Consider the following 24038-nt stretch of genomic DNA (forward strand, 5'->3'; position numbering starts at 1 on the left):
CAACGCGAAACATTCCGATCGGGCCGAAATGAACGACCACCTGCCGAAGACGCCGAGCCTCACCGCCGAGGCGGATTCCGAAGTCGAGGGCGGCTACGAGAAGGTCGATCGTTACGATGCGACGACCACTGCCGAGCTTGCGAAGCATTTCGGCAAGGCGCTGGGCCTGATCGGTGAGGATCCCCAGCGCGAAGGGCTCTTGAAGACGCCCGAGCGCGCGGGCAAGGCGCTGCAGTTCCTCACCCATGGCTATGGACTGGATGCCACCACCATCCTGCGCTCGGCGATGTTCAAGGAAGACTATCGCGAGATGCTGATCGTCAAGGACATCGAGTTGTACTCGCTGTGCGAGCACCACATGCTGCCGTTCTTCGGCAAGGCGCACATCGCCTACATCCCGAACGGCTACATCGTCGGCTTGTCGAAGCTGCCGCGCGTGGTCGATGTGTTCGCCCGCCGCCTGCAGGTGCAGGAGCGGCTCACCGTCCAGATCCGCGACTCGATCCAGTCGACGCTGAACCCCGCGGGCGTCGCGGTGGTGATCGAGGCCACGCACATGTGCATGGTGATGCGCGGCGTACAGAAGCAGAATTCCACCACCACGAGTTCCGCCTTTACCGGCGCCTTCGAGCAGGACACCACCCGCGCGGAGTTCCTGCGCCTGGTGATGTCGCGCTGACTGGGTCCCAGCGGCCCGACCGAGAGACAATGAAACAGACTGAACGGGCTGTACCGACGATTGCCCAGCGCATCGTCAACGAAATCATCCCTGCCGTACGCGACGGGAAGATGGTGATACTGGTCGACGACGAAGACCGCGAGAATGAAGGCGACCTGTATGTCGCGGCGAGCCATGCGACGCCCGAGGCCATCAGCTTCATGGCCTGCGAGGCACGCGGGCTCGTGTCTCTGGCGCTGACCGAAGACAGACTGCGCGAGCTGGGGCTGGCGCTGATCACCGCCGACGAGGCGAACACCACGAAGTTCCGCACCGCGTTCGCGACGCCGATCGATGCGCGCGAGGGCGTCGGGTCCGGCATGTCGGCCCATGACCGTGCGCACACCATCAAGGTCGCACTCGACCCGGCGAGCGGTCCGTCCGACCTGATCCGCCCCGGCCGGCTGCAGACGCTGCGTGCGCAGACCGGCGGCGTACTCGCGCGTGCAGGGCACACCGAGGCCGCCGTCGACCTCGCGCGGCTGGCCGGCCTGCCGCCGGCAGGCGTGATCTGCGAGATCATGAATGAAGATGGAACGATGGCGCGTACGCCGCAGCTCGAGGCGTTCTCGCAGCAGCACGGCATCCCGATCCTGCGCATCAGCGACCTGGCTGTCTGGCGGCGCTCGCAGCGCCAGATCCGGCGCAAGTCGCAGACGGTGCTGCCGACGCGCTACTTCGGCGAGTTCGAACTGATGGTGTACACCGACGAGCTCGAGACCAGCCTCTATGTCGTGATGAAGAAGGGCGAAGTGGCGACCGAAGAGCCGGTGCTCGTGCGGCTGCATTCGCAGTGCCTGACCGGCGACGTGTTCGGTTCGACCCGCTGCGACTGCGGCGAGCAGCTCGAACTGGCGATGCAGGAGATCGACCGTGAAGGGCGCGGCGCGATCGTTTACATGTTCGACGAGGGGCGTGGCATCGGCCTTGCGAACAAGATCCTCGCCTATGCGCTGCAGGACCAGGGCTACGACACGGTCGAGGCGAACCACAAGCTCGGTTTCGCGGCCGACCTGCGCGATTACACCGTCGGTGCACGCATCCTGTTCGATCTCGGCGTACGCCGCCTGAAGCTGATGACGAACAATCCCGACAAGGTGCGCTCGGCCGAAGAGCAGGGTCTGATCGTCACCGAGCGCCGCCAGCTCGAAGTGCCGCCGCGGCCGGCCAACCGCCGGTACATGGAGACCAAGCAGACCAAGTTCGGCCACCTGCTGTCGATGGTCGGCGAGGCGCGCGATCCCGAAGGCACCCCGGGCGGGCAGTGAGTCCCGGCCGCGTCGGTCGCGGCCGGATGCTGACGGAATCCTCATGTATCGAGCGGCCGTCGCTCGCCCGGCAGTGGCTATAATTTGCGCTTCTGCGCCCGGGCGCAGCTTGCGAATCGCGGACGGCCACGGCGGCCTGGAGGGATGTGGCGATGATCACCATCAAGCAGTTGCTGGCCTCGAAGTCATCCGAGCTTTTCACCATCTCGGCCGACGACACGGTGACCACGGCACTGGCGATCCTCTCGGCCCGGCGCATCGGCGCCCTGATGGTGATGGAAGGTACATCGCTGGTGGGCATCCTGTCGGAACGCGACTGTGCGCTGAAGGTGGCGCTGCCCGGCCGTCGTGCAGAAGAGACGCGCGTGAGCGAGATCATGACGCGTACCGTGATCACGGTGGGGCCGACGCAGCCCCTGGAAGACTGCATGCAGCAGATGACCGAACGCGACATCCGCCATCTGCCAGTGATCGATGACGGACGGGTAGTCGGGATGATCTCGATCGGCGACGTGGTGAAAGAGACGCTGAAGCAGCAGCGTTACCTGATCCAGCAGCTCGAGTCGTACATCCGTGGTGCGTACACGGGCGGGCTGCGCTGAGGCAAGCCGCTGCGGCGGCGGCCCGGTATTGCCCGGTCCCGCCGAGGGTCACGGCACGGCGGCCGGCGCATCCTGTGGCCTGCCGCCGGCTGGCGACGCGCTCCTGCCACGCCACAGCCGGGACATCCACTGCACCGCGTCGTCGACGTAGGTGAACACCACCGGGATAACCAGCAGCGACAGCAGCGTGCCGGTGACCAGTCCGCCGATCACTGCGATCGCCATCGGCGAGCGGAAGCTCGGGTCCACGCCCATGCCGATCGCGATCGGCAGCATGCCCGCACCCATCGCGATCGTGGTCATGACGATCGGCCGCGCACGCTTGCGGCACGCGTCCATCAGCGCTTCGAAGCGGCCGAGGCCGTGCTCCCTGCGCGCGATGATCGCGTAGTCGATCAGCAGGATCGAGTTCTTCGTCGTGATGCCCATCAGCATTACCAGCCCGATCAGGCTCGGCATCGAGAAGCTGCTGTTGGCTGCGAGCAGGGCGATGAACGCGCCGCCGATGGACAGCGGCAGCGCCGCCAGGATCGTCACCGGCTGGAAGAAATCCTTGAACAGCAGGACCAGCACGATGTAGATGCACAGCACCCCGGTGAGCATCGCCAGGCCGAAGCTGGCGAACAGTTCGGCCATCACCTCCGCGTCGCCGATACTCGCCTGCGTCACCCCGGGCGGCAGCGCAGCCAGGCTGGGCAGCTTCTCCACTGCGGCCACCACGTCGCCGAGCGGCACGTTGTTCAATTCGATCGACAGGTTGATGTTGCGCAGGCGGTCGTAGCGGTTGATGATCGCCGGGCCACTCTCCAGGACGAGATCGGCGATGGCATCGATGCGTACCGGGCCGTCGCGGCCGGGCACGGTCAGCTGCGACAGCAGCGCAAGGTCCTGGCGCGCTGTATCCGGCAGCCGCACCACGATCGGGACCTGCCGCTGCGCCAGGTTCATCTTCGGCAGCGCGAGGTCATAGTCGCCGAGCGTGGCGATGCGCAGCGTGTCGGCGATCGTGGTCGAGTCGACGCCGGCATCGGCCGCGCGTGCGAAGTCCGGCCGCACCACGAGCTCCGGGCGGATCAGGCTGGAACTGGAGGTGACGCCGCCTATACCCGGGATGGAGCGGATGTCGCGCTCGACCTCGCGCGCCGCGGCCAGCAGCGCGGCGCCGTCGTCGCCCGCCAGCACCAGCACGTACTTCTCGCCGGATCCGCCCAGGCCGACGGTCACCCGCGCGCCCGGCAGTGCCGACAGCCGGTCGCGCAGGTCGGCCTCGATGGCCTGCTTGCTGGTGCCGCTGCGCTCCTGCCGCGGCGTGACGTTGATGTTCAGCGTCGCCTTGCGCGCCTCGGCCGCGCCGCCCGGCGCGAACGGGTCGGAGCCGGCGCTGCCGCCGCCGATCGTGGTGTAGACGAGCTTCACATGCGTATTGCCGCTGACCAGCAGGCGTGCTCGCTCGGCCGTGGCGAACGTGTCCTCGAAGCGCGAACCGGGCGGAAGCTCGACCTGCACCTGCGTCTGCGACAGGTCGTCCGGCGGGATGAAGCCGGTGGGCAGCAGCGGGATCAGCGCGATCGAGCCGGCGAAGAACAGCGCGGCGGCGACGGTCGTCGCCAGCCGGTGGCGCACGCACCAGGCCGTCGCGCGCAGGTAGACACGCATCAGGCGGCCTTCCGGATGCGCCTTGTCCGGCGTACGCAGCATGTAGGCGGCCATCATCGGCGTGAGCATGCGCGCGACGACCAGCGAGGCGAACACCGCCAGCACGGCGGTCCAGCCGAACTGCTTGAAGAACTTGCCGGCGACGCCGCTCATGAAGGCGGTCGGCAGGAACACCGCGATCAGCGTGAAGGTGGTCGCGATCACCGCGAGGCCGATCTCGTCGGCGGCTTCCATCGCGGCCTGGTAAGGCGTCTTGCCCATGCGCAGGTGGCGCATGATGTTCTCGATCTCGACGATGGCATCGTCGACCAGCACGCCCACCACCAGCGACAGGCTGAGCAGGGTGACGGTGTTGATCGTGAAGCCCAGCCACCACATGCCGAGGAAGGTCGGGATGGCCGACATCGGCAGCGCCACCGCCGAGACGAAGGTGGCCCGCCAGTCGCGCAGGAACAGCCAGACCACGATGACCGCGAGCAGGGCGCCCTCCATCAGAAGCCACATCGAGCCTTCGTAGCTCTCCTGCACGAAGTCGACGAAGTTGAACGACTCGGTGACGGTGATGTCCGGGTGGACTGCCTTGAGCTGTTCGATGCGTTCGCGCACGCCACGCGCGACCCCTACCTCGCTCTCGCCGCGCGCCTTCGTCACCTCGAAGCCGACCACCGGACGGCCGTCCAGCAGCGCGGCCGAGCGGCGTTCGCCGATCGTGTCGCTGACCTTCGCCAACTGGTCCAGACGCACCCGGCGCCCGCCCGCCAGCGAGATCTCGATCGCCGCGAGTTCCTCCGCCGAGCGTACGGTTGCCAGCGTGCGCACCGCCTGTTCGCCGCCGCCCAGGTCGATGCGCCCGCCCGAGAGCTCGCGCTGCAGCTGGCGCAGGCCGCGCGACACTTCCGCCGCCGTCGCGTTCAGCGCGAGCAGCCGAGCGGGGTCGAGCTCGACCCGCACTTCCCGCGACACGCCGCCGACCCGTGCGACGCCGCCGACGCCCCGTACCGCCAGCAGGGCCTTGGACGCCTCGTTGTCGACGAACCAGGAGAGCGCCTCCTCGTCCATGCGCGATGACGCAACCGTGTAGGTGAGGATCGGCACGCCGGAGATGTTCAGCTTGGAGATCACCGGGTCGCGCAGGTCGGCCGGCAGCTCCGCACGGATCCGGTTCACCGCGTCGCGCGTCTCGTCGAGCGCCTCCTGCACCGGCTTCTCGAGGCGGAACTCGACGCTGATGGTGACGGCGCCATCCTGCAGCGTCGAATAGATGTGCTTCACGCCCTGCACGCTGGCGACCGAGTTCTCGATCTTGCGCGCGACCTCGGTCTCGAGCTGGCCGGGGCCTGCACCGGGCAGCGAGGCGGTGACGATGATCGTCGGCAGCTCGATGTCCGGGAAGTTCTGGATCTTCATCGCCTTGAAGCCGGCGAGCCCGGCGAGGGTGAGCAGCACGAACAGCATCACCGTCGGGATGGGATTGCGGATCGACCATGCGGACACGTTCATTTCGGCGCTCCGGCCGCGGCACCTGCCTTCGCGGCATCCTTCGCCGGCGTGTCGACGATGCGTACCAGGTCGCCGTCGGCGAGGAACGCCACGCCGTTGCGCACGACGCGCACACCCTCGGCAAGGCCGCGCAGCACTTCGACCCGGTCGCCTTCGCGCCGCCCGGTGTCGATCTTCAGCTGCACCACCCGGCCGTCGTCGCCGACGCGGTAGGCATAGGTGAAGCCTTCGCGCAGCAGCACCGCCGACTGCGGCAGGGTCAGCGCGCGGCTCGCGCCCATGTCGATCTCGCCGCGCACGAACATCCCCGGCCGCAGCAGCGTCGGCGCGGGCTTCAGGTCGACGTAGACCAACGCGTTGCGCGAGGTGCCGTCGACCGTCGGGCCGACCATGCGTACCCGGCCCTCCACCGTGTCGCCCGCTGGCGTCACCACCCTAACCGCCTGGCCCGTGCGTACCCGGTGCAGTTGCGCGGCCGGCACCTCGCCGCGCCATTCCAGGCGGCCCTGGCGTATCAGCCGGAACAGTTCCTGCCCCGGGGCTGCGACAGCCCCGACCGTGGCGGTGCGCGAGGAGACGATGCCGTCGTCCGGGGCCTCGACGCGCGTGTGCCTCAGCCGCAACTCCTGCGACTGCACCTGGGCGCGGGCTGCGTCCACCCGTGCCTTTGCGGTCGCCTCGGCGGTCAGGAACTGGCCGACCTGCTGGCTCGAGAGGGCACCGCTCGCCTGCACCTGGCGTGCGCGGTCGGCATTGGCCTTTGCTTCCGCAAAGGAGGCCTCTGCCTCGGCCAGCGTCGCGCGCTGCAGCGCGAGTTCCGCCTGTACCGTCTCGGCGGAGAACACCGCGAGCAGCGCGCCGCGGCGCACGGCATCGCCGACGTTGACCTGCACCTCGGTCAACCGCAGCCCGCTCACTTCGCTGCCGATCACCGCTTCCTGCCAGGCTGCGACGTTGCCGTTGGCACCGATGCGCATCTGCAGTTCGCGCACCTCGGGCAGCACCGTCTCGACGGTCAGCGACGGGCGCTGGCCGGTTGTCTTGCCCGGCGTCTTCTCGGCGGCTTCGCCCGGAGCCACGGTCGATGCCGCAAGGACGGCCGCGCACAGTGCGAAAAGCGTACCGGCGATGCGTGGCAACCAGCTGCGCTCGGGTGATCGCGCCCGGATGCCGGGGACGGTGCCTGGGACGGGGAGAGGGCTGCTCATCGCGAAGCTCCGGAGGACGGGCGCACTGGCGACGACGGGGATTCCCAGCCGCCACCTGCCGCCCGATAAAGGGAAATCCATGCCAGCAGACGGTCGCGGCGCACCTCGGCGAGCGCGGTGTCTGCCTGCACGGCAGTGCGGCGCGCATCCTCGAGGTCGACCAGGTTGCCCAGGCCGGCCCGGTAGCGCACGCCGGCCGCATCGAACGCCTGCCGGTAGCCGGCCGAAGCGATCAGCGCCGACTGTTCCTGTTCGTCTGCATCGGCAAGCCGGAGCAGCGCTTCTTCGACCTCGCGCACCGCAGTGCGGACCCGCTCGCGGTAGGCGGCTTCGGCGGCGGTGTATGCCGCGCGTGCTGCCGCGACGTTCGCCGCGCGCCGGCCTGCATCGAACAACGGGATGCTCAGCGTCGGGCCGATCGACCAGGTGGTTGCGTTGATGGTCACGCCGCCGGCCTCCGCGCGCAGCGGGCCGATGCTGCCGGCGAGCGACAGGCTCGGGTAGCGCGCGGCCTCGGCCTTGCCGATGTCGGCGCTGGCGGCTGCGAGCTCGCGCTCCAGTGCGGCCAGGTCAGGACGCTGGCGCAGTACCTCGGCCGGCAGGCGGTCCACCTGGAAGCGCTGCGGTTGCGGCAGGCGCGCGCTCGCCTGGGCGAGCCGCGTGCGCAGCGCGGGCTCGTCGCGTGCGGTCAGCACGACCAGTGACTTCAGCAGCACCTCGCATTCGGTACGCTGCCGCGACAGCCGGGTCGCGGCATCGGCCGCGCTCGCGCGCGCCAGCGCAACGGTCGAGGGTGCCTGCAGTCCGGCGCTGCCGGTGATCGCGGTGAGCCGGGCGGTCTCGGCACGCGAACGCGCATCGTCTTCGGTGAGTTCCAGCTGGCGTTCGCAGTGGCGCAGCCCGACATAGGCATTACCCACTTCGGCGGCGAGGGCGACCTGCGCATCCTGCCACTGCGCTTCCCGGGCGAGCAGGCGCGCCACCGCGCCTTCCCGGCTGCGTCCGATCGCACCGAACAGGTCGATCTCCCAGCTCGACTGTGCCTGTGCCTGCGCCAGCGTGCGCAGGATCACCGGCCCACCGAAGCTGACTGCGCCGCGGCTCGCCGCGACGCTGGCGTCGAGGTCTGGCAGCAGCCTTGCCTGTGCCGACGACAGGTCGCTGCGCGCCTGCGCGATGCGCAGTGCGGCCTGGGCGAGTGTGCTGCTTGCGTCCTGGGCAGAACCGATCAGTTCCGCCAGCAGCGGGTCGTCGAACTGCTGCCACCAGCCACGCAGCAGTTCGCCGCTCGCCGCGCGGATCTCGGCCTGCGGCGCCGACGCGCCCGGCAGGGACGGAACATCAGCGGCAGCCGGTGCAGGCTTCGGCAGCCCGCGCACCTGCCAGCGCGCTGGCGGGGCGGCCTCGCTCGACGGACCCCGGTAGTCTGGGCCGACCGGAAAGGGTGCTGCGCATCCAGCCACCAGGACCGCCAGCGGCAGCAGCGTCGCATACGATCGACGCGCGCCCACCTTCATCGCGCACCCCGGCGCTGCGCAGGACGTGGCTGCGCGGCGCGCCGCCGGCGCTCGGCTTCGATCATGGCCAGGGCGCTTTCGGCGAGCGAATCGGCGAGCGCATCGATCGCATCGGGCCCGTCCATCACCTCCGGCGCGAGCGCCTGCACGATGTCCTGTGCCACGAAGAAATGGATGCCCATGCCGATGATCGCGAACACCAGCCGCTGCAGTTCCAGGTCGGGCTCGCGCAGGCCGAACTCGGCGCACAGGACGCGCAGCACGCCCTCGTGCTGGGGCCGCAGTTCGTTCTCGATCATCTCCGCCCAGAGCCCGGTCGGCTCGACGATCTCGCGGAAATGCAGGCGGATCACCTGCTGCGTCGCTTCACCCTGCTTCAACGGGGTGAGCAACTCCCGGAAGAAGCCGTGCATCAGCTCCGGCAGCGGCACCGTGCCTGGCTCGGGCATCGCGCCCTGGCACTGTTCGCCCAGTGGTTCGAAGAAGGCCGCACGGTACAGGCCGGCCTTGTCGCCGAAGTAGTAGCCGACGGCGGAGACGTTGGCACCGGCCGCCTGGGCGATGTCGCGCACGCTGGTGCGTTCGAAGCCGCTGGCGGCGAACAGGCGCAGCGCGGCGTACAGCAGCCTTTCGCGGGCCTGTGCGCCGTCGGAACGGGCGGCCACGGTCGGTGGGGACACGATCGACTCCGGATCTAGTTGAAACAGTTGTTTGAACTCTATTCAAACAACTGTTTGAAGTCAATCGATCGCATCTGACCGGCGGGCGGCGATCGACCGCGTACCCTGCCTGCTGCAGCCCGGGAGACGGGGGACGCCGCTCAGAACCGCCGGATCAGCGTCATGCGTTCGCCGTCGCGCTGCATCTCGACGCGGTTGAGGAAGCTCATCCCGAGCAGGATCACCGGCAGGTTGTCGCCTTCGTGCACCGAGGCATCTACGTTCGACAGCGTGATCTCGCCGACACGTACGCTGGCCAGGGTCACCCGGTACACCGGTACCGTGCCGTTGGCGGTCGAGGTCAAGCCACGCTGGCCCTGCATGAAGTTGATGCCGAGCCGCCGCGCGGTGGCGTTCGACATCGAGATGAAGCTCGCGCCGGTGTCGACCAGCACCTTCACCGTCGAGCCGTTGATCTCGGCATTTGCCCAGAAATGTCCGCGGCCGTCCGAGAGGAGGACGGCCTGCTGCCGGCCGGCGGTGGAGCGCTGTGCAGCGATCGATTGCCCGATCGACAGGGTCTCGAGCCGGCCGTTGACCTCGACCACCGCCTGCTGGCTGTTCGCCGAGACCAGACGTACGCCCTCCGGCGTCGCCTGCCCTGCTTTCAGCGTGCGCGGATTGCCGCCGTTGATCACCAGCACCGCGCTGTCGGAGAACAGGCCGATCACGTTCACGTCGACGCGCGCCGGCTGTGCCGCTGCCAGACCGCAGACCCCGGCCAGAAGCGGCAGCAACAAGGACGGCAGCATCGCCCGCCACGCGCGGTGCAGCCGGCGGCGCACCGGTGAGACGGCGGGCATCCGTGACCCGCACAGGCCAGGCCTGTCTGCGAGCAGGTGCACGATGCCTCGGGACCGATCGGCTACCATGGTGTTCCTGGAGGACAGTTGCATGAAAGCGGTTGCGATTTTCCGTCATGCCCGTACCGAGGGGCCGGGGCATTTTGCCACGTTCCTCGATGCCCGCCGGATTCCCTGGACAATCATCGCCATCGACCAGGCGCAGACGGTCCCGGTCGACCCCTCGGCGTTCTGCGGGCTCGCCTTCATGGGCGGTCCGATGAGCGTCAACGATCCACTGCCCTGGATCCCGCCCGCGCTGGAACTGATCCGCCGGGCGGTTGCCGCCGACATCCCGGTGATCGGCCATTGCCTGGGCGGCCAGTTGATTTCGCGCGCCCTCGGCGGCGTGGTCAGCCGTAATCCGGTGAAGGAGATCGGCTGGGGCGAGGTGGCCATCGAACCGACGCCGGCGGCAGCGCACTGGTTCGGCAAGCGCAGCGCGTTCCGCTCCTTCCACTGGCACGGCGAGACCTTCACCATCCCGCCCGGTGCGACCCGGCTGGCCTCCAGCCAGTGGTGCCTCAACCAGGTCTATGCGCTCGGCCCCCATCTGGGCATGCAGTGCCATGTCGAGATGACCGAACAGATGGTGCGTGTCTGGGCGCGTGGCGGCTGGCGCGAGATCGCCGACAACCCGGTGCCCTCGGTGATGTCGGCCGAGGCCATGCAGGATGACCTGCAGGCAAGGGTCGAGGCGCTGCACGAGGTGGCCGATGGCCTCTACAGCCGCTGGATCACCGGCCTGAAGCCATAGCGGGCGCGGCGCCGCGCCCGCCGCGGCTCAGTCGCGGAAGTTCTCGAACTGCACCGGATAGTCGGTGATGCTCTTCTTCACCAGTGCGATCGCCTCCTGCAGGGTGTCGCGCTTGGCACCGGAGACCCGTACTGCATCGCCCTGGATGCTGCCCTGGACCTTCATCTTGCTGTCCTTGAGCAGCTTCACGATCTCCTTGGCACGCGGCGCTTCGATGCCGGTGCGCACCTTGACCACCTGCCTGGCCTTGTTGCCGCCCACCTTCTGCAGATCGCCGTTCTCGAGGCAGCGGATATCGACGCCGCGCTTCGTGAGCTTGCCGATGAGGACATCGCGCACCTGCTCGACCTTGAACTCGTCATCGGCGAACAGCGTGAGCGTCTTCTCTTTCTCGTTCCACTCGACGCGCGCGTCGGAGCCCTTGAAGTCGAAGCGGTTGGTGATTTCCTTGTTGGCCTGGTCGAGTGCGTTGTTCACCTCGACCTGGTTCACTTCCGAGACGATGTCGAACGAGGGCATGGCGGCAAGGGGTATCTTCGGGTGAGGATGACCGCATTGTAGCGTCAGGGCCGGCCCGTCGCGGCCGGCTCGAGGGCGCGGCCCTGCGCCGGTACGACCGCGATCGCGATGACCGGTTCGCCGAGGGCAATGACGCCGAGCGGCTCGATCGCCGCCGTGCCGAGGTCGAGTCGATAGAGTTCGCTGCGGCTACCCCGCGCCACACAGAGCAGCGCCAGCCGCGTGCCGACCGCGCCGAGGGACAGAGGGCCGCTGCCGAGGTCGATCGTCAGCGCGCCTACCGCGTAGACGTCCCCGCTTTCCGGGGGCGCAGCTTCGGAGGCGCGCCGCGGTGAACCCTGTGTGACCAGCGTGCGTGTGTCCCGGTCGATCGCATATTGCGTCGTGCTGGCTGGGCGCCGGCCGCTGCCCGGCGTGTACACGATCGCAGCCGCAGCCAGGCGCGGCACCCGTCCCTGCTCGAATTCACCTTCCGCATAGCCGAGTGTGCGGTCTGACTGCACCCCGGCAGCAGCGGGGTCTCCATCCACTGCCAGGCCGGTGTCCGGGTCCAGGCGAAGGTTGTAGCCGCCGGTGGTGACCAGCCGGATGCGATCGGTGCCCGGATCGAGTGCGAAACCGATGTCGTCCAGCACGAGGGCGCTCATGCCGCCTGGCCCCACGCGGGTGGCTACCGCTGTTGCCGGGTCGATCCGGTAGAGCTGACCCGCGGTGCCGAGCGCATAGAGTCTGCCGTCCGCCGGACGGAAATCGAGCCCTGCGATCTGTTCACCCTGGTGCATCCCGACGATCTGGCGCTCGCTGGCAACACGGGAGGGCGACGCCGGATCGAGGCGGAGCAGCCGGTTCGACTGCGTTGCAGCGAACACCGTCTCGCGCGCCCCCCCCTCGATCGGCAGGCCTGCACAGCCTGACAGCAGGGCGCACAGCAGTGCGGCATGCAGCGCGCAGCGTACGACGGATACCATGGAATCTCCCGGACGGAAACGACGCGCAAAGATACGCCGAGTTCACGGGGCAGGTACGGCGATCGCTGCGTCGCCGGATCCTGTGGCCCTGCGGTCAGTCGAACAGCGTGCGATTGAGGCCGACGCTGCTGTCGGCGGTGCCGGTACCGGCCAGGTTGGCTGCAGTGGCGGGTACCAGGCCACCGATACGCACGCCGAGCAGGCGCAGGCGCCGCTCCAGCGGCACGCGCCTCAGACATTCGCCGGCGGCACGCCGGATCATCCGCGCATCCTGTGTCGGACGGTCGATCGTGCGGTCGCGGGTGACCTGGGTGAAGTCGTCGTAACGCAGCTTCAGGCCGATCGTGCGCCCGGCGTACCCTTTGCGCGCAAGGTCGCCGGCCAGCCGCTCGCACAGTTCGGTGAACAGGGACGACAGCTGCGCGCGGTCGCGCACCGGATGCAGGTCGCGCTCGAAGGTGGTTTCACGGCTGATCGACTTCGGTTCGCTGAAGGTGACTACTGGACGATCGTCGCGCCCGTGCGCGGCCTCGTGCATCCAGAGGCCGAAGCTGCGGCCGAAGTGTTCGACCAGCCATCCCGGGTCGGCGGCCGCGAGTTCGCCGATGGTGCGGATGCCGAGGGCCTCCAGCTTCGCGCCAGCCTTCGGCCCGATGCCGTTCACCTTGCGTACCGCCAGCGGCCAGATGCGGGACGGCACCTCGTCTGCGGTGATCACGGTGATGCCCCCGGGCTTGTCGAGGTCCGAGGCGATCTTCGCCAGGAGCTTGTTCGGCGTCACGCCGACCGAGCAGGACAGTCCGGTCGCCGCGCGCACCGCGGCCTGTATCTCTACGGCCAGAGCCCGGGCGGCGCGCCACGGATCCGGCCGCCCCGCGAGCTGCGCGGTGAAGTCGATGTAGATCTCGTCGATGCCCCGGTCCTCGATCTGGGGTGCCAGCAGGCGTACCGCGTCCTTGAAGCGGCGCGAGTACATCCGGTAGCGCTCGAAGTCCGCCGGCAGCAGCAACGCGTCCGGTGCCAGTCGTGCGGCCTTCATCAGCCCCATGCCCGAGTGCACGCCCAGTGCCCGTGCTTCGTAGGTCGCGGTGGTGATCACGCCGCGCCCGGCGTAGTCGCGCAGGACGGGGACGGTACCGGCATCCACGGGATCGTCCGGGCCGGACCCGGGGGCGGCAGCGATGCGACGGCGGCCGCCGATCACCACCGGTCGTCCGCGCAGCGCGGGATGGCGCAGCAGTTCCACCGACGCGTAGAACGCGTCCATGTCGAGGTGCGCGACCATGCGGCCGGCTCCGTCCGGGCTGCCGGCCGCCTCAGGCATCCTGCCTGCCGGCGGGCGTACCTGCCGGTGCGCCAGATCCGGAACGCCGGTCGGCGAACACCCAGGGCGCAGCGAGGATCAGCACGCCGCCGAGCAGGTCGGGTGCGCGCAGTTCCGCCGCGCCGGCGAGCCAGGACGACCCCGATGCCACGAGCACTTCGGTGAGCATGATCACCGCCGTCACGTTCGCAGGCAGGCGCGCGGCCCCGTACTGCAGCCCTAGGTTGGCGAGCAGGAACAGCGCGGACCACAGCGCGAGCGTGGCCAGTGCGCCGCCCGTGCCCAGTACTGGCCAGGCGATGGCGCCGCCCGCCGACAGCAGCGCGGCTGCGGCAACGGGCAGCAACACTGCGCCGCACAGCATCGACAGCGTGCGCGCGGCTTCGCCGTTCGAGGCGAGCTTGCGCAGCACGACGTTGTTGAGCGCGAAGGCCGCGCCGCCGGCGATCGCCATCCAGTCGGCCAGGCTGCGCGGCACCGGCAGGCCCATGCCGGGTTCGTACAGCACCAGCATCGCACCCACGAAGCCGGTGGCGATGCGCGCCATCGCGCGTCCGGTGAACGGCTCTCCGAGCAGCCAGCGCGCGAGCAGCACCGCCCAGATCGGCATCAGGTAAAACAGCAGCACGACGCGCACCACGTCGCCGATCGCCACTGCGCTGTTGAACAGCGCATTGGTGAGGCCGGAGGCCAGCGCCAGCCAGAGCAGACCGCCGCCCTGCAGGCATTCGCGAAGCGCAGCCGGGCGTGCCGCCGCCAGCGCGATGGCAGCCACCGCGTAGATGGCACCGGTCGCCCAGAGCGGATGGATGCCGTCGCCGGACAGCGACCGGAAGGGGATCCAGGACAGGCCCCAGACCGTGGCGTTGGCGAGCAGGCCGGCAACGGCGAGCCAGAGTGCGGACTTCATGGTGCGAGGGTACCGCGCCGGGCACCTGCTGCAGCCGTTTCGGCTACAGTCCGCGTCACGATGTTTCAGACGATACGCCTGCAGCAGCAACGGCCGCGATGATCGACCTCGCCCGGATCGGCTCGCTGGCGGTCGAGGTGATGCTGCCCCTGTCGCTGCTCGTCGCGGCCGGCGGCCTGTGGCCGCGCTGGTTCCCGGACACCCCGGTCGAATGGCTGCGTAACCAGTTGTCGCGGCTGACGATGTACCTGTTCTACCCGGCGATCCTGTTCTCGGTGGCGATGGTCACGCCGATCAGCCGTGAACTGCTCGCGGTCCCGCTGGTGACCGCGCTCGCTGCCGGGGTCGGCGGGCTGTGCGCCTGGGCGCTGCTCTATCGCACCCGGTTCGGCGCACGGCTGCCGCGGCGCACGCGCGCGGTGCTGGTGATCGGCGCGATGTTCGGAAACACCTTCAACATCGGCGTGCCGGTGCTGCTGTTCCTGCATGGCGAGGGCGCGCTTCGCTACGCAGTGTTCAACGACATGCTGATGGTGATGCCGCTGGTATGGAGCCTCGGCGTCTGGATCTGCACCCGGCTGGGCGTCGACCGGCCCGAAGCGGCACCCGCCCAGGGCCATGCACCGCGCCCGAACGTGTTCACCGTGATGATGTCGATGCCGCCGATCTGGGCATTCATCGCCGGTGCCACGCTGCAGCAGACCGGGCTGGTCTACGAGCCGGTGGTCAGCGCCGCGCGCATGATCGGCCAGCCGACGATCCCGGTGATGCTGTTCGTGCTCGGCCTGACCATCCCGTGGCATGCGCTGACCCCGAAGCGCGAAGTGCTGGCAGCCACCGCGATCAAGCTGCTGGTGGTGCCGGTCGTGGCGTGGGCGCTCGGGCCGCTGTTCTTCGCGGCGCCGGGCGATGCCCAGTACTCGGCGACCGTACTGGCTGCCGTGCCGGGCATGCTGACCCTGCTGATGCTGGCCGACCGCTTCGACCTCGATGCGCCCGAGGCTGCGCTGTTCATCGGCTGGAGCACCATCGTGTTCTGGCTCACGCTGCCGGTGCTGCTGGGGCTGGGCGTCGTGCGTTGATCACCTCCAGCGCTGCCTTGTGCGCATCGATGCCGGTCGGCAGCCCCGCATAGAGTGTGACCATCAGCAGCACCTCGCGTACTTCCTCAGCGGTCGCGCCATTGTTCAGCGCGCCGTTCACATGCACCTTGAGCTCGTTCGGCTTGTTCAGCGTTGCAGTGATGCCGACCATCGCCAGGCTGCGTGCCTTCATGTCGAGCTGCGGCCTGCTCCAGATGTCGCCGTACGAATAGGCGTTGATGATGTGCTGCAGCGGCTCGCCGAACTCGCCGAGCTCGCCCATGCGTCGCGCGACGGTCTCGGCGCCGAAGAGCTTTTGCCGAAGCGCGAGCCCGCGCTGGTAGAGGTCGTCAAGGGTCATTGCCTGTCTCCGTCTCTTTGGGGTGTCGTGTCCCTGCAGTTGCCCCGGGCGCGGTCGCCGGGCCCGCCAGCCTGCCTTGCACCGGGCGCCGCGGGCAGCGTAGGATGCAGCAAAAGGCAGTAAACAACTACAAGCCCGATTTCCCCAGGAGGATGTCAGCATGGTGCGTACGTCCCTGTCCACTGCAGGCGTTGCGCTTGTCGGCACGGCTGTGGCCGCCTGCGTGACGCTGGCCGGCGCTGCGGGAAGCGCTGGCGCGCAGTCGTTCCCGACCAGGCCGATCCGCGTGGTGGTGCCGTTCCCGCCCGGCGCGGGGCCTGACCAGCTGGCACGGCTGTTGTCCGTTCCGATGCAGGAGGTACTTGGCCAGCCGCTGGTGGTCGAGAACCGCGCCGGCGCACAGGGCACGATCGCGGCCACGGACGTCGCGCGTGCGAACCCGGACGGCCACACGCTCCTGATGGGCACCAACACCACGCAGGCGGCCAACGTCGGGCTCTTCAAGAAGCTGGCCTACGACCCGCTGAAGGATTTCGCCTATGTCGCGCGGCTCGCGCAGACCTCGCTGATCCTCGCGGTACGATCGGACTTTCCCGCTACCACTGCGAAGGAGTTCATCGCGGTGGCGAAGGCGAAGCGGGGCGAACTCTCCGGCGGCTTCGGCTCCGGCGGTGCGCAGGTTTCGCTCGGGCTGCTGCGTTCGCTCGGTGGCATCGAGTTCGTCGAGGTGCCGTACAAGGGAATCCCGATCGCCGTCGGCGAAGTGGTCGGCGGGCAGATCGCGTTCACCTTCACCGACTTCACCGCCGGCATCGGTCAGTGGAAAGCCGGCCGGCTCAAGCTGCTCGGCGTGACCTCACGCAACCGCTCGGCACTGGCGCCCGAAGTGCCGGCGCTCGCGGAGGATCTGCCCGGCTTCGAGATCACCATCTGGTGGGGTCTGATGGCGCCCGCTGGCACGCCGCGCGATACCGTGCAGCGGCTGTCCGACGCGGCGATCAGCGCGCTCAACCGGCCGGACGTACGGCAGCGGCTTGCAGGCCTCAGCGTCGATCCGGCCGCCATGGGGCCGGACGAATTCACGAAGTTCGTCTCGGTCGAGGTGCCGCGCTGGGTGAAGCAGATCCGGGATGCGGGGATACTGCCGGAGTAATCTGTCCTGGCCGCCGTTCCCGGCATCCCCGCCGCGAGCGGCCAGGCATTCGACCGAGCGCCCATGACCATCATCGATGCACACCACCATATCTGGCGCCATGCCCATACGCCGTGGCTGAACGGGCCTGCCCTGCCGCGCATCTTCGGCGACTACGAAGCGCTGCGGCGCGACTATCTGGCGCAGGACTTCATCGACGACGTGGTTCCGCTGGGCGTCGTCTCCTCGGTCTACATCCAGGTCAATGTCGGGCCGGGCGACGAGGTGGCCGAGATCGAATGGGTCGCATCGGTCGCGCGCGAGCACGGGTTTCCGCAGGCAAGCGTCGGCTACGCCGACCTGGCGGACGCGCAGGTCGGCGCCACGCTCGACCGGCTGCAGGCGGCAGGCAACCTGCGCGGCATCCGCCAGCAGTTGCACTGGCACGAAAACGCGGCCTATCGCTTCGCGGCGCGGCCCGACCTGATGAACGACCCCGCGTGGCGTACCGGCCTGCGCGAGGTCGAGGCGCGCGGCCTGCTGTTCGAACTTCAGGTGTTTTCCTCGCAGATGGCAGATGCCGCCGCACTCGCGCGCGAGTTCCCCGCCATGACGTTCGTGCTGCTGCACGCGGGGATGCTCGAAGATCGCTCGTTGGCCGGCATGGCTGCCTGGCGCAGCGGCATGGCGGCGCTCGCCGCCTGCCCGAACGTGCATGTGAAGCTGTCCGGCCTGGGCACCTTCGAGCGTGCCTGCTCGAAGGCGCTCTGGCGGCCGGTGGTGGAGGAGACCGTCGCGCTGTTCGGCGCGCGACGCTGCCTGTACGGCAGCAATTTCCCGATCGAGCGCATGTGGACCACCTATGACCGGCTGGTCGGCGTGATGGACGAATGCCTTGCGCCGCTCGACGCGCTGGAGCGGCAGGCGATCTTCCACGACAATGCGCAACGACTCTATCGCCTGTGACAGAAAGGTCCGATGCAATGATCGACTCGGCCATCGTGGGCCTCGGCCGCTGGGGACGCGGCCATGTGAGATCGATGCAGCTGGCTGGCGATGCCAGGCCGCTGCGTTTCGTGCGCGCGATCGACCCGGTGCTCGATGCGCACCGCGCGTTCGCCGACGAACACGGCATGCAGCTGTCGGCCAGCCTCGACGACGCGCTGGCCGACCCGAAGATCCGTGCGATCGTGCTGTGCACGCCGCACTCGCTGCACCGGCCTCAGGTTGAAGCCTGCGCGCGCGCCGGCAAGGCGGTGTTCTGCGAGAAGCCGCTGGCGCTGAACCTCGACGATGCACGCGCGATGATCGATGCCTGCCGGCAGGCGAAGGTGCCGATGGGCGTCGGCCACCTGCGCCGGTTCTGGCCGTCGACCGAGGCGGTGAAGCAGGCGATCGTCGCCGGCGACATCGGCGAGCTGCTGCATGTCGAAGGCCACTTCAGCAACGAGCATTCGAACAACGTGGTCGGCGGCTGGCGCGAGTCGCCCGCCGAGTCTCCCGCTGCCGGCCTGACCGGCGCCGGGCTGCATATCGTCGACGCGTTCACGCTGCTGGTCGGTCCGGCGCTGTCGGTGCATGCGCACGTGGTCGAACGCAAGCCGCCGCCGGCACCGCTCGACACCATCGCCGCGTTGTACCGGCTCGACGCCGGCGGCGGCCGCCAGGTCAGCGGCATGTTCGCCAGCGTGCGCGCCTCGCCGCTCTACTGGCGCATCCATGCATTCGGCTCGCGCGGCTCGATCGAGGCGCTGGGCGAACATGAAGTGGTGCGTCATGCGAGCGGTGTCGCGCCAGCTCGCACCACGCTGCCGCCGCGTGAAGCGATGCGCCATCAGCTCGAGGCGTTCGCGCGCGCGGTCCGCGGCGAGGCCGAGTATCCGATCCCGTTCTCCGACCTGCTTGCCACGGTCGCCTCGTTCGAGGCGACCGTGAAGTCGGTCGAGACATCCCGGACGATCGAAGTCACCCGCACCTGAGGAAACACCATGGTCCCGTTCAGCCGCCAGATGCCCACCGTCATCCGTCCCTCGCAGATCGGCACCGACGTCACCTACGAGCCGCCGCTGCGCATCGGCTTCGGCATCAGCGACAAGACCGTCGAGGGGTCGAATGCGACCATGGGCCGCACGATCCTGCCCGCCGGCGCGAAGCCGAACCCCACCCACTACCACTCGGTCAACGACGTCTGCTGGTACATCCTGCACGGGCGTATCCGCGCGTACTTCTCGCGCAGCGACGGCACCGACCGCAAGGAAGTCATCCTCGAAGGCGGCGACTTCGTCTACATCCCCAGCGGCGCGATCCACGTGATCTCGAATGCCTCCGAGACCGAGGATGCCGGGCTGATCTTCTGCTACATCGGTGTCGGCAACACCGATGCGGCGGAGACGGTGTGGATCGAGCGCCAGTCGGAGGTGGGGCGGCGAGTGGCTGGGGAGTAGATCCCGCCGCCTCCCGGGCCGCAAGCGGCCAGCGCGGCCGCCGTGCTACGGCATGATCTCGCCACCGTTCGGGTGCAGCAGCTGCCCGCAGTAGTAGCGCGCCTCTTCGCTCGCCAGGAACACGAACGCCGGGGTCATGTCCTCCGGCGTGCCCAGCCGCTTGAGCGGCAGGCTGGCGGCATGCGCGGCCTTCACGTCCTCGGACAGAGGGTCGAAACCGGTGTCCACCAGCCCGGGCGACACGCCGTTGACCAGGATGCCGTGCGGCGCGAGCTCCTTCGCCAGGGCGCGGGTGAACGCGATCACGCCGCCCTTCGCGGTGGAGTAGGCGGTGTAGTTCTCGCGGCCGATGTAGCCGAGCTGGGAGCAGACGGTGATTATCCGCCCCTGCTTCGCCGGGATCATGTGGCGCGCCGCCTCGCGGCCGACCAGGAAGCTGCCGCGCAGGTGCACGCTCATCATCCGGCCCCAGTCGTCCAGCGTCATTTCCGTGATCGGCTGCGGACGCTGGATGCCAGCATTGGATACCACGATGTCGATGCCGCCCCATGAGGTAGCCACTGCGCCGAACGCGGCCACCACGTCTGCCTCGACGGTGACGTCGCAGCGCAGAGCCAGCGCGCGCCGGCCGAGTGCTTCGACCTCGGCCACCAGCGATCGCGCCTCGGGCTCGCGGTCGATCCAGGCGATGGCGACATCCGCGCCCTCGGTGGCGTAGGCCAGCGCCACTGCCCGCCCGATGCCGGTGTTGCCACCGGTGATCAGCGCGCGCTTGCCGTTCAGTCGTTGCAATCCGGTCTGCATGGTGGACATCGGCTCAGAGTACGAGGCAGGCGTCCTCGAACTGGAACCGCGGGTTTCGCGGGAACAGTTTCGACGGGTCGCCATGCCCGAGGTTGCACAGGAAGTTCGATCGCCAGGCGGTGCCGGCGAAGAACTCGGCGTCGACCTTCGCGCTGTCGAAGCCGGACATCGGCCCGCAGTCGAGCCCGACCGCGCGTGCCGCCAGCATCATGTAGGCACCCTGCAGCGTGCCGTTGCGGAATGCGGTCTGGCGGATCAGTTCATCGTTTCCGGCGAACCAGCTGCGTGCATCGGCGTTCGGAAACAGCCGGGGCAACTGCTCGTGGAACGACAGGTCGTGGGCGACGATCACGGTCACCGGTGCGCTCATCGTCTTGTCGAGGTTGCCCGGCAGCAGTGCAGGCGCCAGCCGCAGGCGCGACTGCGGCGAGCGCAGGAACACGAACCGCGCCGGGCTGCAGTTGGCGCTGGTCGGTGCCATCTTCAGCAGGTCGAACATCTCGCGCAGCGTAGTGTCCGACACCTGCCGGTCGGTCCAGCCGTTGTGGGTGCGAGCGTCGTTGAACAGCAGGTCTCGGCCTGCCGGATCGAGCGTGGTCATCGGTTCGAGATTCTTCGTTCGGATGGCCTTCGAGACTAGCAGGAAGCCGGCCTGCACGGCGCCGGCCGGACTGCCGCCGCTACTGCATGGACAGGAGGTCGAGGCCGCGTGCGAGGTCGTCGATCAGGTCCTGCGGGTGCTCCAGACCGACATGGATGCGCACCATCGGCCCTTCGGGGTTCCAGGGCGTCGCGGTGCGCGTGATCATCTTCGCGCGGATCGCCAGGCTTTCGTAGCCGCCCCAGCTCGAGCCGATGCCGAACAGTTGCAGCGAATCGATCATGGCCGCGACCGACTCGTCGGTCGCCGGCTTCAGGACCACGCCGAACAGCGAGGCCGCACCGTCGAAGTCGCGCTTCCAGAGCGCATGCCCGGGGTCGCTCTCGAGCGCCGGGAACAGCACGCGCGACACCCGCGGATGCGCATCCAGGAAACGCGCGACGGCGATCGCGCTCTCCATCTGGTGCCGCATGCGCACGCCGATGGTGCGCAGGCCGCGCAGCGCGAGCCAGCAGTCGTCCGGGCTCACGCACATGCCGAAGTCGGCCACGCTGCGGCGTACCGGCAGCCAGTGCGCCGCGTTGGTGACGATCGCCCCGATCAGGGTGTCGGAGTGGCCGGATATGTACTTGGTGCCGGCGTGGATCGAGACGTCCACGCCGTGGTCGAATGCGCGGAAGAAGTACGGCGTTCCCCAGGTGTTGTCCGCCAGCACCGGCAGCCCCTTCTCATGGGCGGCGGCAGCGATCGCGGGTATGTCCTGCATCTCGAACGTCATCGAACCCGGCGCCTCGCAGTAGACCGCGCAGGTATCGGGCCGGATCAGCGCGCCGATGCCGCTGCCGATGGCCGGGTCGTAGTACTCGACATCGACGCCCCAGGACGCCAGTCGCCTGTCGCAGAAGTTGCGCGCCGGGCCGTAGGCGCTGTCGGTGACCAGCAGGTGGCTGCCTTTCTTCGCGTAGGCCGACAGCGCCGCGGTGATCGCGGCGAGGCCGGAGGGCACCGCGACGGCTGCATGGCCGCCCTCCAGTTCCGCGACCGCCGCCTCGAATGCGAAGGTGGTGGGCGTACCGTGCACGCCGTAGCGCATCACCTTGTAGTCGTCGGGGTCGCGCCCTTCGTAGGTGGCGGTGTCCTCGAACAGTACCGTGGAGCCGCGGAACACCGGCGGGTTCACCATGCCGGAGAAGCGCACCGGGTCGCGTGCCGCATGGCCCACCAGCGTGTCCTTGTGGCGGCTGCCGCGCAGGTCGCGCGCGGGGCTGGAAGGGTTGCTGCTGTCGCTCATGGTGCTGTCGCTACTGGTGCTGTCGCTCATGGATGCACTCGCACAAAAGAGACAAGCCTACGCTGGCGCCCCCGCTGCCTCAAGCGAGCCGTCCTGCGCGTGCGATCCGCGAAACGAAGATTCAGGCAGACTATCGTGCCCGTCGCGCCGCGTTCGCCGGCCACCGCATCCAGTTCTTCTCGCTCCTGCTGATCTCTCCTTTCCTTTCCGGCTGAATGACCATGACCCGTACCGTCGATCCGAAGACCCTCAAGAGCTGGTTGCATGATGGCGCCGAGATCGCCTTCTTCGATGTGCGCGAGCATGGTCAGTATGGCGAAGGCCATCCGTTCTACGCGGTGCCGCTGCCCTACAGCCGGTTCGAGCTCGATCTTGAGCGGCTGGCGCCGCGACCGGGCGTGCGCATGGTGCTGCTCGACGACGGCGACGGGGTGGCGCAGCGCGCCGCGGCCCGCGCGGAGGCGCTCGGCTATTCGAACGTGCAGGTGCTCGACGGCGGCGCGCCGGCCTGGCAGCAGGCGGGATTCCAGCTGTTCGCCGGCGTCAACGTGCCGAGCAAGACCTTCGGCGAGCTGGTCGAACATGCCTGCGATACGCCGCGCATCACCGCGGAGGAGCTGGTGGCGATGAAGCAGCGCGGCGACGATTTCGTGATCGTCGACGGCCGGCCGTGGAGCGAGTACCGCAAGATGAACATTCCCGGTGGCATCTGCTGCCCCAACGGCGAGCTGGCACTGCGCATCGGCCAGCTTGCGCCGGATCCGTCGACCACCGTGGTGGTCAACTGTGCGGGGCGCACCCGTTCGATCATCGGTGCCCAGACGCTGCGCCACTTCGGCATCGCCAACCGCGTCGTCGCGCTGAAGGACGGCACCCAGGGCTGGTTCCTGTCCGGGCTTGAACTCGAGCGCGGTGCCGACCGCCGCTACCCGGCAGCGCCGGCCGACCTCGCGCCGCTGCGCGCGCAGGCGGCGAAGCTGATGGAACGGTTCGCCGTGCCGTCGATCGATGCCGCGCAAGCCGATCGACAGCTGGCGGATGGGGCACGCTGCACCTTCCTGCTCGACGTGCGCACCGAGGACGAGTTCGCCGCCGGCAGCCTGCCCGGCGCGGTGCATGCGCCGGGCGGCCAGCTGATCCAGTCGACCGACCAGTGGGTGGGGGTGAAAGGCGCGCGGGTGATCCTCGTCGATGGCGATGGCGTGCGTGCACCGGTGGTGGCGATGTGGCTGCGTCAGCTCGGCCACGATGCACAGGTGCTGCGCGAGGGCGTGGCGGCGAAGCTCGCTGCGCGGCCGGCACCGGCGCAGGCTCCGGCCGCGCTGCCCCGGCTCGGCGCGGTTACGCCCTCCGAGGTCGGCACTGCGCTGCTGGTCGACCTTCGGCCGGGCATGGCGCACCGCAAGGGCCATCCGCGCGGCGCCGTATGGGCGATCCGGCCGCGGCTCGATGCCGTGGTGAAGGCGGCTGGCGGACGGCCGATCGTCCTGCTCGCCGACGAAGAGGACGTGGCACGTGCGGCTTCGCTCGACCTCGCGGCAGCGGGTGAGGCAGAAGTGTCGCTGCTGGCTGGCGGCTTCGCGGCCTGGCAGGCGGCCGGCCTGCCGGTTGAGTCGACGCCGGACCTGCCGTCCAACGCCGACTGCATCGACTACCTGTTCTTCGTGCACGACCGGCACGAGGGCAACCGCGAGGCTGCGATGCAGTACCTCGCGTGGGAGACACACCTGATCGAACAGCTCGACCCGCAGGAACTCGCGGGCTTCAGGGTCAGCGCGGGCTGAAGCCGCGCCCGGGCAGGTGCCCGGGCTGCCT

The 24038-nt window shown here is 69.0% G+C and carries 23 protein-coding genes; 10 read left to right on the forward strand and 13 right to left on the reverse strand.

Features of this window, described 5'->3' with window-relative positions:
• The first annotated feature begins 28 nt into the window (after nucleotides 1–28).
• From folE to ING98_15395, 3 genes are all read left to right on the forward strand, one after another.
• Nucleotides 29–679, forward strand: a complete 651-nt coding sequence (gene folE / locus ING98_15385) for a GTP cyclohydrolase I FolE (protein MCA3103247.1) — start codon at nucleotides 29–31, stop codon at nucleotides 677–679.
• Nucleotides 680–708: 29 nt separating this feature from the next.
• On the forward strand, nucleotides 709–1986 hold the full coding sequence (gene ribA, locus ING98_15390; GenBank protein ID MCA3103248.1) for a GTP cyclohydrolase II: 1278 nt from the start codon (nucleotides 709–711) through the stop codon (nucleotides 1984–1986).
• A 152-nt stretch (nucleotides 1987–2138) separates the two neighbouring features.
• Complete coding sequence (locus ING98_15395; protein MCA3103249.1) at nucleotides 2139–2588, forward strand: CBS domain-containing protein; 450 nt, start codon at nucleotides 2139–2141, stop codon at nucleotides 2586–2588.
• A 48-nt stretch (nucleotides 2589–2636) separates the two neighbouring features.
• Here ING98_15395 and ING98_15400 read toward each other — a convergent pair whose 3' ends face one another.
• The 5 genes from ING98_15400 to ING98_15420 form a co-directional block, all read right to left on the reverse strand.
• The gene (locus ING98_15400) at nucleotides 2637–5744 is read right to left on the reverse strand and encodes an efflux RND transporter permease subunit (GenBank protein MCA3103250.1); all 3108 of its coding nucleotides are present in this window, start codon (nucleotides 5742–5744) and stop codon (nucleotides 2637–2639) included.
• Complete coding sequence (locus tag ING98_15405) at nucleotides 5741–6952, reverse strand: efflux RND transporter periplasmic adaptor subunit (GenBank protein ID MCA3103251.1); 1212 nt, start codon at nucleotides 6950–6952, stop codon at nucleotides 5741–5743. The genes ING98_15400 and ING98_15405 overlap by 4 nt, the downstream gene beginning before the upstream one ends.
• Nucleotides 6949–8469, reverse strand: a complete 1521-nt coding sequence (locus ING98_15410) for an efflux transporter outer membrane subunit (GenBank protein MCA3103252.1) — start codon at nucleotides 8467–8469, stop codon at nucleotides 6949–6951. Before ING98_15410 ends, ING98_15405 begins: the two co-directional genes overlap by 4 nt.
• Nucleotides 8466–9149 (reverse strand): CerR family C-terminal domain-containing protein, encoded by a 684-nt coding sequence (locus ING98_15415; protein ID MCA3103253.1) that lies wholly within the window; start codon nucleotides 9147–9149, stop codon nucleotides 8466–8468. The genes ING98_15410 and ING98_15415 overlap by 4 nt, the downstream gene beginning before the upstream one ends.
• Nucleotides 9150–9289: 140 nt before the next feature.
• On the reverse strand, nucleotides 9290–9940 hold the full coding sequence (locus ING98_15420) for a TIGR02281 family clan AA aspartic protease (protein MCA3103254.1): 651 nt from the start codon (nucleotides 9938–9940) through the stop codon (nucleotides 9290–9292).
• Between the two features lie 142 nt (nucleotides 9941–10082).
• Between ING98_15420 and ING98_15425 the strand changes: the two genes are divergently transcribed.
• On the forward strand, nucleotides 10083–10787 hold the full coding sequence (locus ING98_15425; protein MCA3103255.1) for a type 1 glutamine amidotransferase: 705 nt from the start codon (nucleotides 10083–10085) through the stop codon (nucleotides 10785–10787).
• Between the two features lie 27 nt (nucleotides 10788–10814).
• Here ING98_15425 and ING98_15430 read toward each other — a convergent pair whose 3' ends face one another.
• The 4 genes from ING98_15430 to ING98_15445 form a co-directional block, all read right to left on the reverse strand.
• Nucleotides 10815–11306: a YajQ family cyclic di-GMP-binding protein gene (locus ING98_15430; GenBank protein MCA3103256.1), complete on the reverse strand. Its 492-nt coding sequence runs from the start codon at nucleotides 11304–11306 to the stop codon at nucleotides 10815–10817.
• A gap of 44 nt (nucleotides 11307–11350) precedes the next feature.
• On the reverse strand, nucleotides 11351–12274 hold the full coding sequence (locus tag ING98_15435; GenBank protein MCA3103257.1) for a DUF4394 domain-containing protein: 924 nt from the start codon (nucleotides 12272–12274) through the stop codon (nucleotides 11351–11353).
• A 94-nt stretch (nucleotides 12275–12368) separates the two neighbouring features.
• On the reverse strand, nucleotides 12369–13598 hold the full coding sequence (locus ING98_15440) for a DNA polymerase IV (GenBank protein MCA3103258.1): 1230 nt from the start codon (nucleotides 13596–13598) through the stop codon (nucleotides 12369–12371).
• Nucleotides 13591–14508, reverse strand: coding sequence for a DMT family transporter (locus ING98_15445; protein MCA3103259.1), 918 nt, complete (start codon nucleotides 14506–14508; stop codon nucleotides 13591–13593). The genes ING98_15440 and ING98_15445 overlap by 8 nt, the downstream gene beginning before the upstream one ends.
• Nucleotides 14509–14606: 98 nt before the next feature.
• On the opposite strand from ING98_15445, the gene ING98_15450 reads away from it, so the two are divergent.
• Nucleotides 14607–15590: an AEC family transporter gene (locus ING98_15450; protein MCA3103260.1), complete on the forward strand. Its 984-nt coding sequence runs from the start codon at nucleotides 14607–14609 to the stop codon at nucleotides 15588–15590.
• Here ING98_15450 and ING98_15455 read toward each other — a convergent pair.
• On the reverse strand, nucleotides 15550–15951 hold the full coding sequence (locus ING98_15455) for a carboxymuconolactone decarboxylase family protein (protein ID MCA3103261.1): 402 nt from the start codon (nucleotides 15949–15951) through the stop codon (nucleotides 15550–15552). The genes ING98_15450 and ING98_15455 overlap by 41 nt on opposite strands.
• A gap of 160 nt (nucleotides 15952–16111) precedes the next feature.
• Between ING98_15455 and ING98_15460 the strand changes: the two genes are divergently transcribed.
• The 4 genes from ING98_15460 (at nucleotide 16112) to ING98_15475 (ending at nucleotide 19527) form a co-directional block, all read left to right on the forward strand.
• Complete coding sequence (locus tag ING98_15460; protein ID MCA3103262.1) at nucleotides 16112–17104, forward strand: hypothetical protein; 993 nt, start codon at nucleotides 16112–16114, stop codon at nucleotides 17102–17104.
• Between the two features lie 63 nt (nucleotides 17105–17167).
• A complete protein-coding gene (locus ING98_15465; protein MCA3103263.1) occupies nucleotides 17168–18049 on the forward strand; it encodes an amidohydrolase family protein in 882 nt (293 codons plus the stop codon).
• A 17-nt stretch (nucleotides 18050–18066) separates the two neighbouring features.
• Nucleotides 18067–19062 carry a Gfo/Idh/MocA family oxidoreductase gene (locus ING98_15470; protein MCA3103264.1) on the forward strand — a complete coding sequence of 332 codons (996 nt, stop codon included), beginning with the start codon at nucleotides 18067–18069 and terminating at the stop codon, nucleotides 19060–19062.
• 9 nt (nucleotides 19063–19071) lie between these two features.
• Nucleotides 19072–19527, forward strand: a complete 456-nt coding sequence (locus ING98_15475) for a cupin domain-containing protein (protein ID MCA3103265.1) — start codon at nucleotides 19072–19074, stop codon at nucleotides 19525–19527.
• 45 nt (nucleotides 19528–19572) lie between these two features.
• Here the strand turns inward: ING98_15475 and ING98_15480 are convergent, their stop codons facing one another.
• The 3 genes from ING98_15480 to metC all read right to left on the reverse strand — a co-directional run bounded on the left by ING98_15480 (nucleotide 19573) and on the right by metC (nucleotide 22223).
• Complete coding sequence (locus ING98_15480) at nucleotides 19573–20331, reverse strand: 3-oxoacyl-ACP reductase FabG (protein ID MCA3103266.1); 759 nt, start codon at nucleotides 20329–20331, stop codon at nucleotides 19573–19575.
• Between the two features lie 13 nt (nucleotides 20332–20344).
• A complete protein-coding gene (locus ING98_15485) occupies nucleotides 20345–20932 on the reverse strand; it encodes a malonic semialdehyde reductase (GenBank protein MCA3103267.1) in 588 nt (195 codons plus the stop codon).
• Between the two features lie 79 nt (nucleotides 20933–21011).
• Complete coding sequence (gene metC / locus ING98_15490) at nucleotides 21012–22223, reverse strand: cystathionine beta-lyase (protein ID MCA3103268.1); 1212 nt, start codon at nucleotides 22221–22223, stop codon at nucleotides 21012–21014.
• 221 nt (nucleotides 22224–22444) lie between these two features.
• Between metC and ING98_15495 the strand changes: the two genes are divergently transcribed.
• Entirely contained in the window at nucleotides 22445–24007 is a 1563-nt protein-coding gene (locus ING98_15495; GenBank protein MCA3103269.1) for a sulfurtransferase, read from the forward strand.
• Nucleotides 24008–24038: the final 31 nt, after the last annotated feature.

The sequence above is a fragment of the Rhodocyclaceae bacterium genome, from assembly GCA_020248265.1.
Classification (GTDB): Bacteria; Pseudomonadota; Gammaproteobacteria; order Burkholderiales; family CAIKXV01; genus CAIKXV01.

Coding starts and splice junctions, on each gene's coding strand:
- ING98_15480 (MCA3103266.1), bottom strand. CDS start 20,331: ATGCAGACCGGATTGCAACGACTGAACGGCAAGCGCGCGCTGATCACC.
- ING98_15420 (MCA3103254.1), bottom strand. CDS start 9,940: ATGCTGCCGTCCTTGTTGCTGCCGCTTCTGGCCGGGGTCTGCGGTCTG.
- ING98_15460 (MCA3103262.1), top strand. CDS start 16,112: ATGGTGCGTACGTCCCTGTCCACTGCAGGCGTTGCGCTTGTCGGCACG.
- ING98_15455 (MCA3103261.1), bottom strand. CDS start 15,951: ATGACCCTTGACGACCTCTACCAGCGCGGGCTCGCGCTTCGGCAAAAG.
- ING98_15440 (MCA3103258.1), bottom strand. CDS start 13,598: ATGCCTGAGGCGGCCGGCAGCCCGGACGGAGCCGGCCGCATGGTCGCG.
- ING98_15410 (MCA3103252.1), bottom strand. CDS start 8,469: ATGAAGGTGGGCGCGCGTCGATCGTATGCGACGCTGCTGCCGCTGGCG.
- ING98_15400 (MCA3103250.1), bottom strand. CDS start 5,744: ATGAACGTGTCCGCATGGTCGATCCGCAATCCCATCCCGACGGTGATG.
- ING98_15470 (MCA3103264.1), top strand. CDS start 18,067: ATGATCGACTCGGCCATCGTGGGCCTCGGCCGCTGGGGACGCGGCCAT.
- ING98_15475 (MCA3103265.1), top strand. CDS start 19,072: ATGGTCCCGTTCAGCCGCCAGATGCCCACCGTCATCCGTCCCTCGCAG.
- ING98_15445 (MCA3103259.1), bottom strand. CDS start 14,508: ATGAAGTCCGCACTCTGGCTCGCCGTTGCCGGCCTGCTCGCCAACGCC.
- metC (MCA3103268.1), bottom strand. CDS start 22,223: ATGAGCGACAGCAGCAACCCTTCCAGCCCCGCGCGCGACCTGCGCGGC.
- ING98_15395 (MCA3103249.1), top strand. CDS start 2,139: ATGATCACCATCAAGCAGTTGCTGGCCTCGAAGTCATCCGAGCTTTTC.
- ING98_15425 (MCA3103255.1), top strand. CDS start 10,083: ATGAAAGCGGTTGCGATTTTCCGTCATGCCCGTACCGAGGGGCCGGGG.
- ING98_15495 (MCA3103269.1), top strand. CDS start 22,445: ATGACCCGTACCGTCGATCCGAAGACCCTCAAGAGCTGGTTGCATGAT.
- ING98_15405 (MCA3103251.1), bottom strand. CDS start 6,952: ATGAGCAGCCCTCTCCCCGTCCCAGGCACCGTCCCCGGCATCCGGGCG.
- folE (MCA3103247.1), top strand. CDS start 29: ATGAACGACCACCTGCCGAAGACGCCGAGCCTCACCGCCGAGGCGGAT.
- ING98_15465 (MCA3103263.1), top strand. CDS start 17,168: ATGACCATCATCGATGCACACCACCATATCTGGCGCCATGCCCATACG.
- ING98_15430 (MCA3103256.1), bottom strand. CDS start 11,306: ATGCCCTCGTTCGACATCGTCTCGGAAGTGAACCAGGTCGAGGTGAAC.
- ING98_15450 (MCA3103260.1), top strand. CDS start 14,607: ATGATCGACCTCGCCCGGATCGGCTCGCTGGCGGTCGAGGTGATGCTG.
- ING98_15485 (MCA3103267.1), bottom strand. CDS start 20,932: ATGACCACGCTCGATCCGGCAGGCCGAGACCTGCTGTTCAACGACGCT.
- ribA (MCA3103248.1), top strand. CDS start 709: ATGAAACAGACTGAACGGGCTGTACCGACGATTGCCCAGCGCATCGTC.
- ING98_15435 (MCA3103257.1), bottom strand. CDS start 12,274: ATGGTATCCGTCGTACGCTGCGCGCTGCATGCCGCACTGCTGTGCGCC.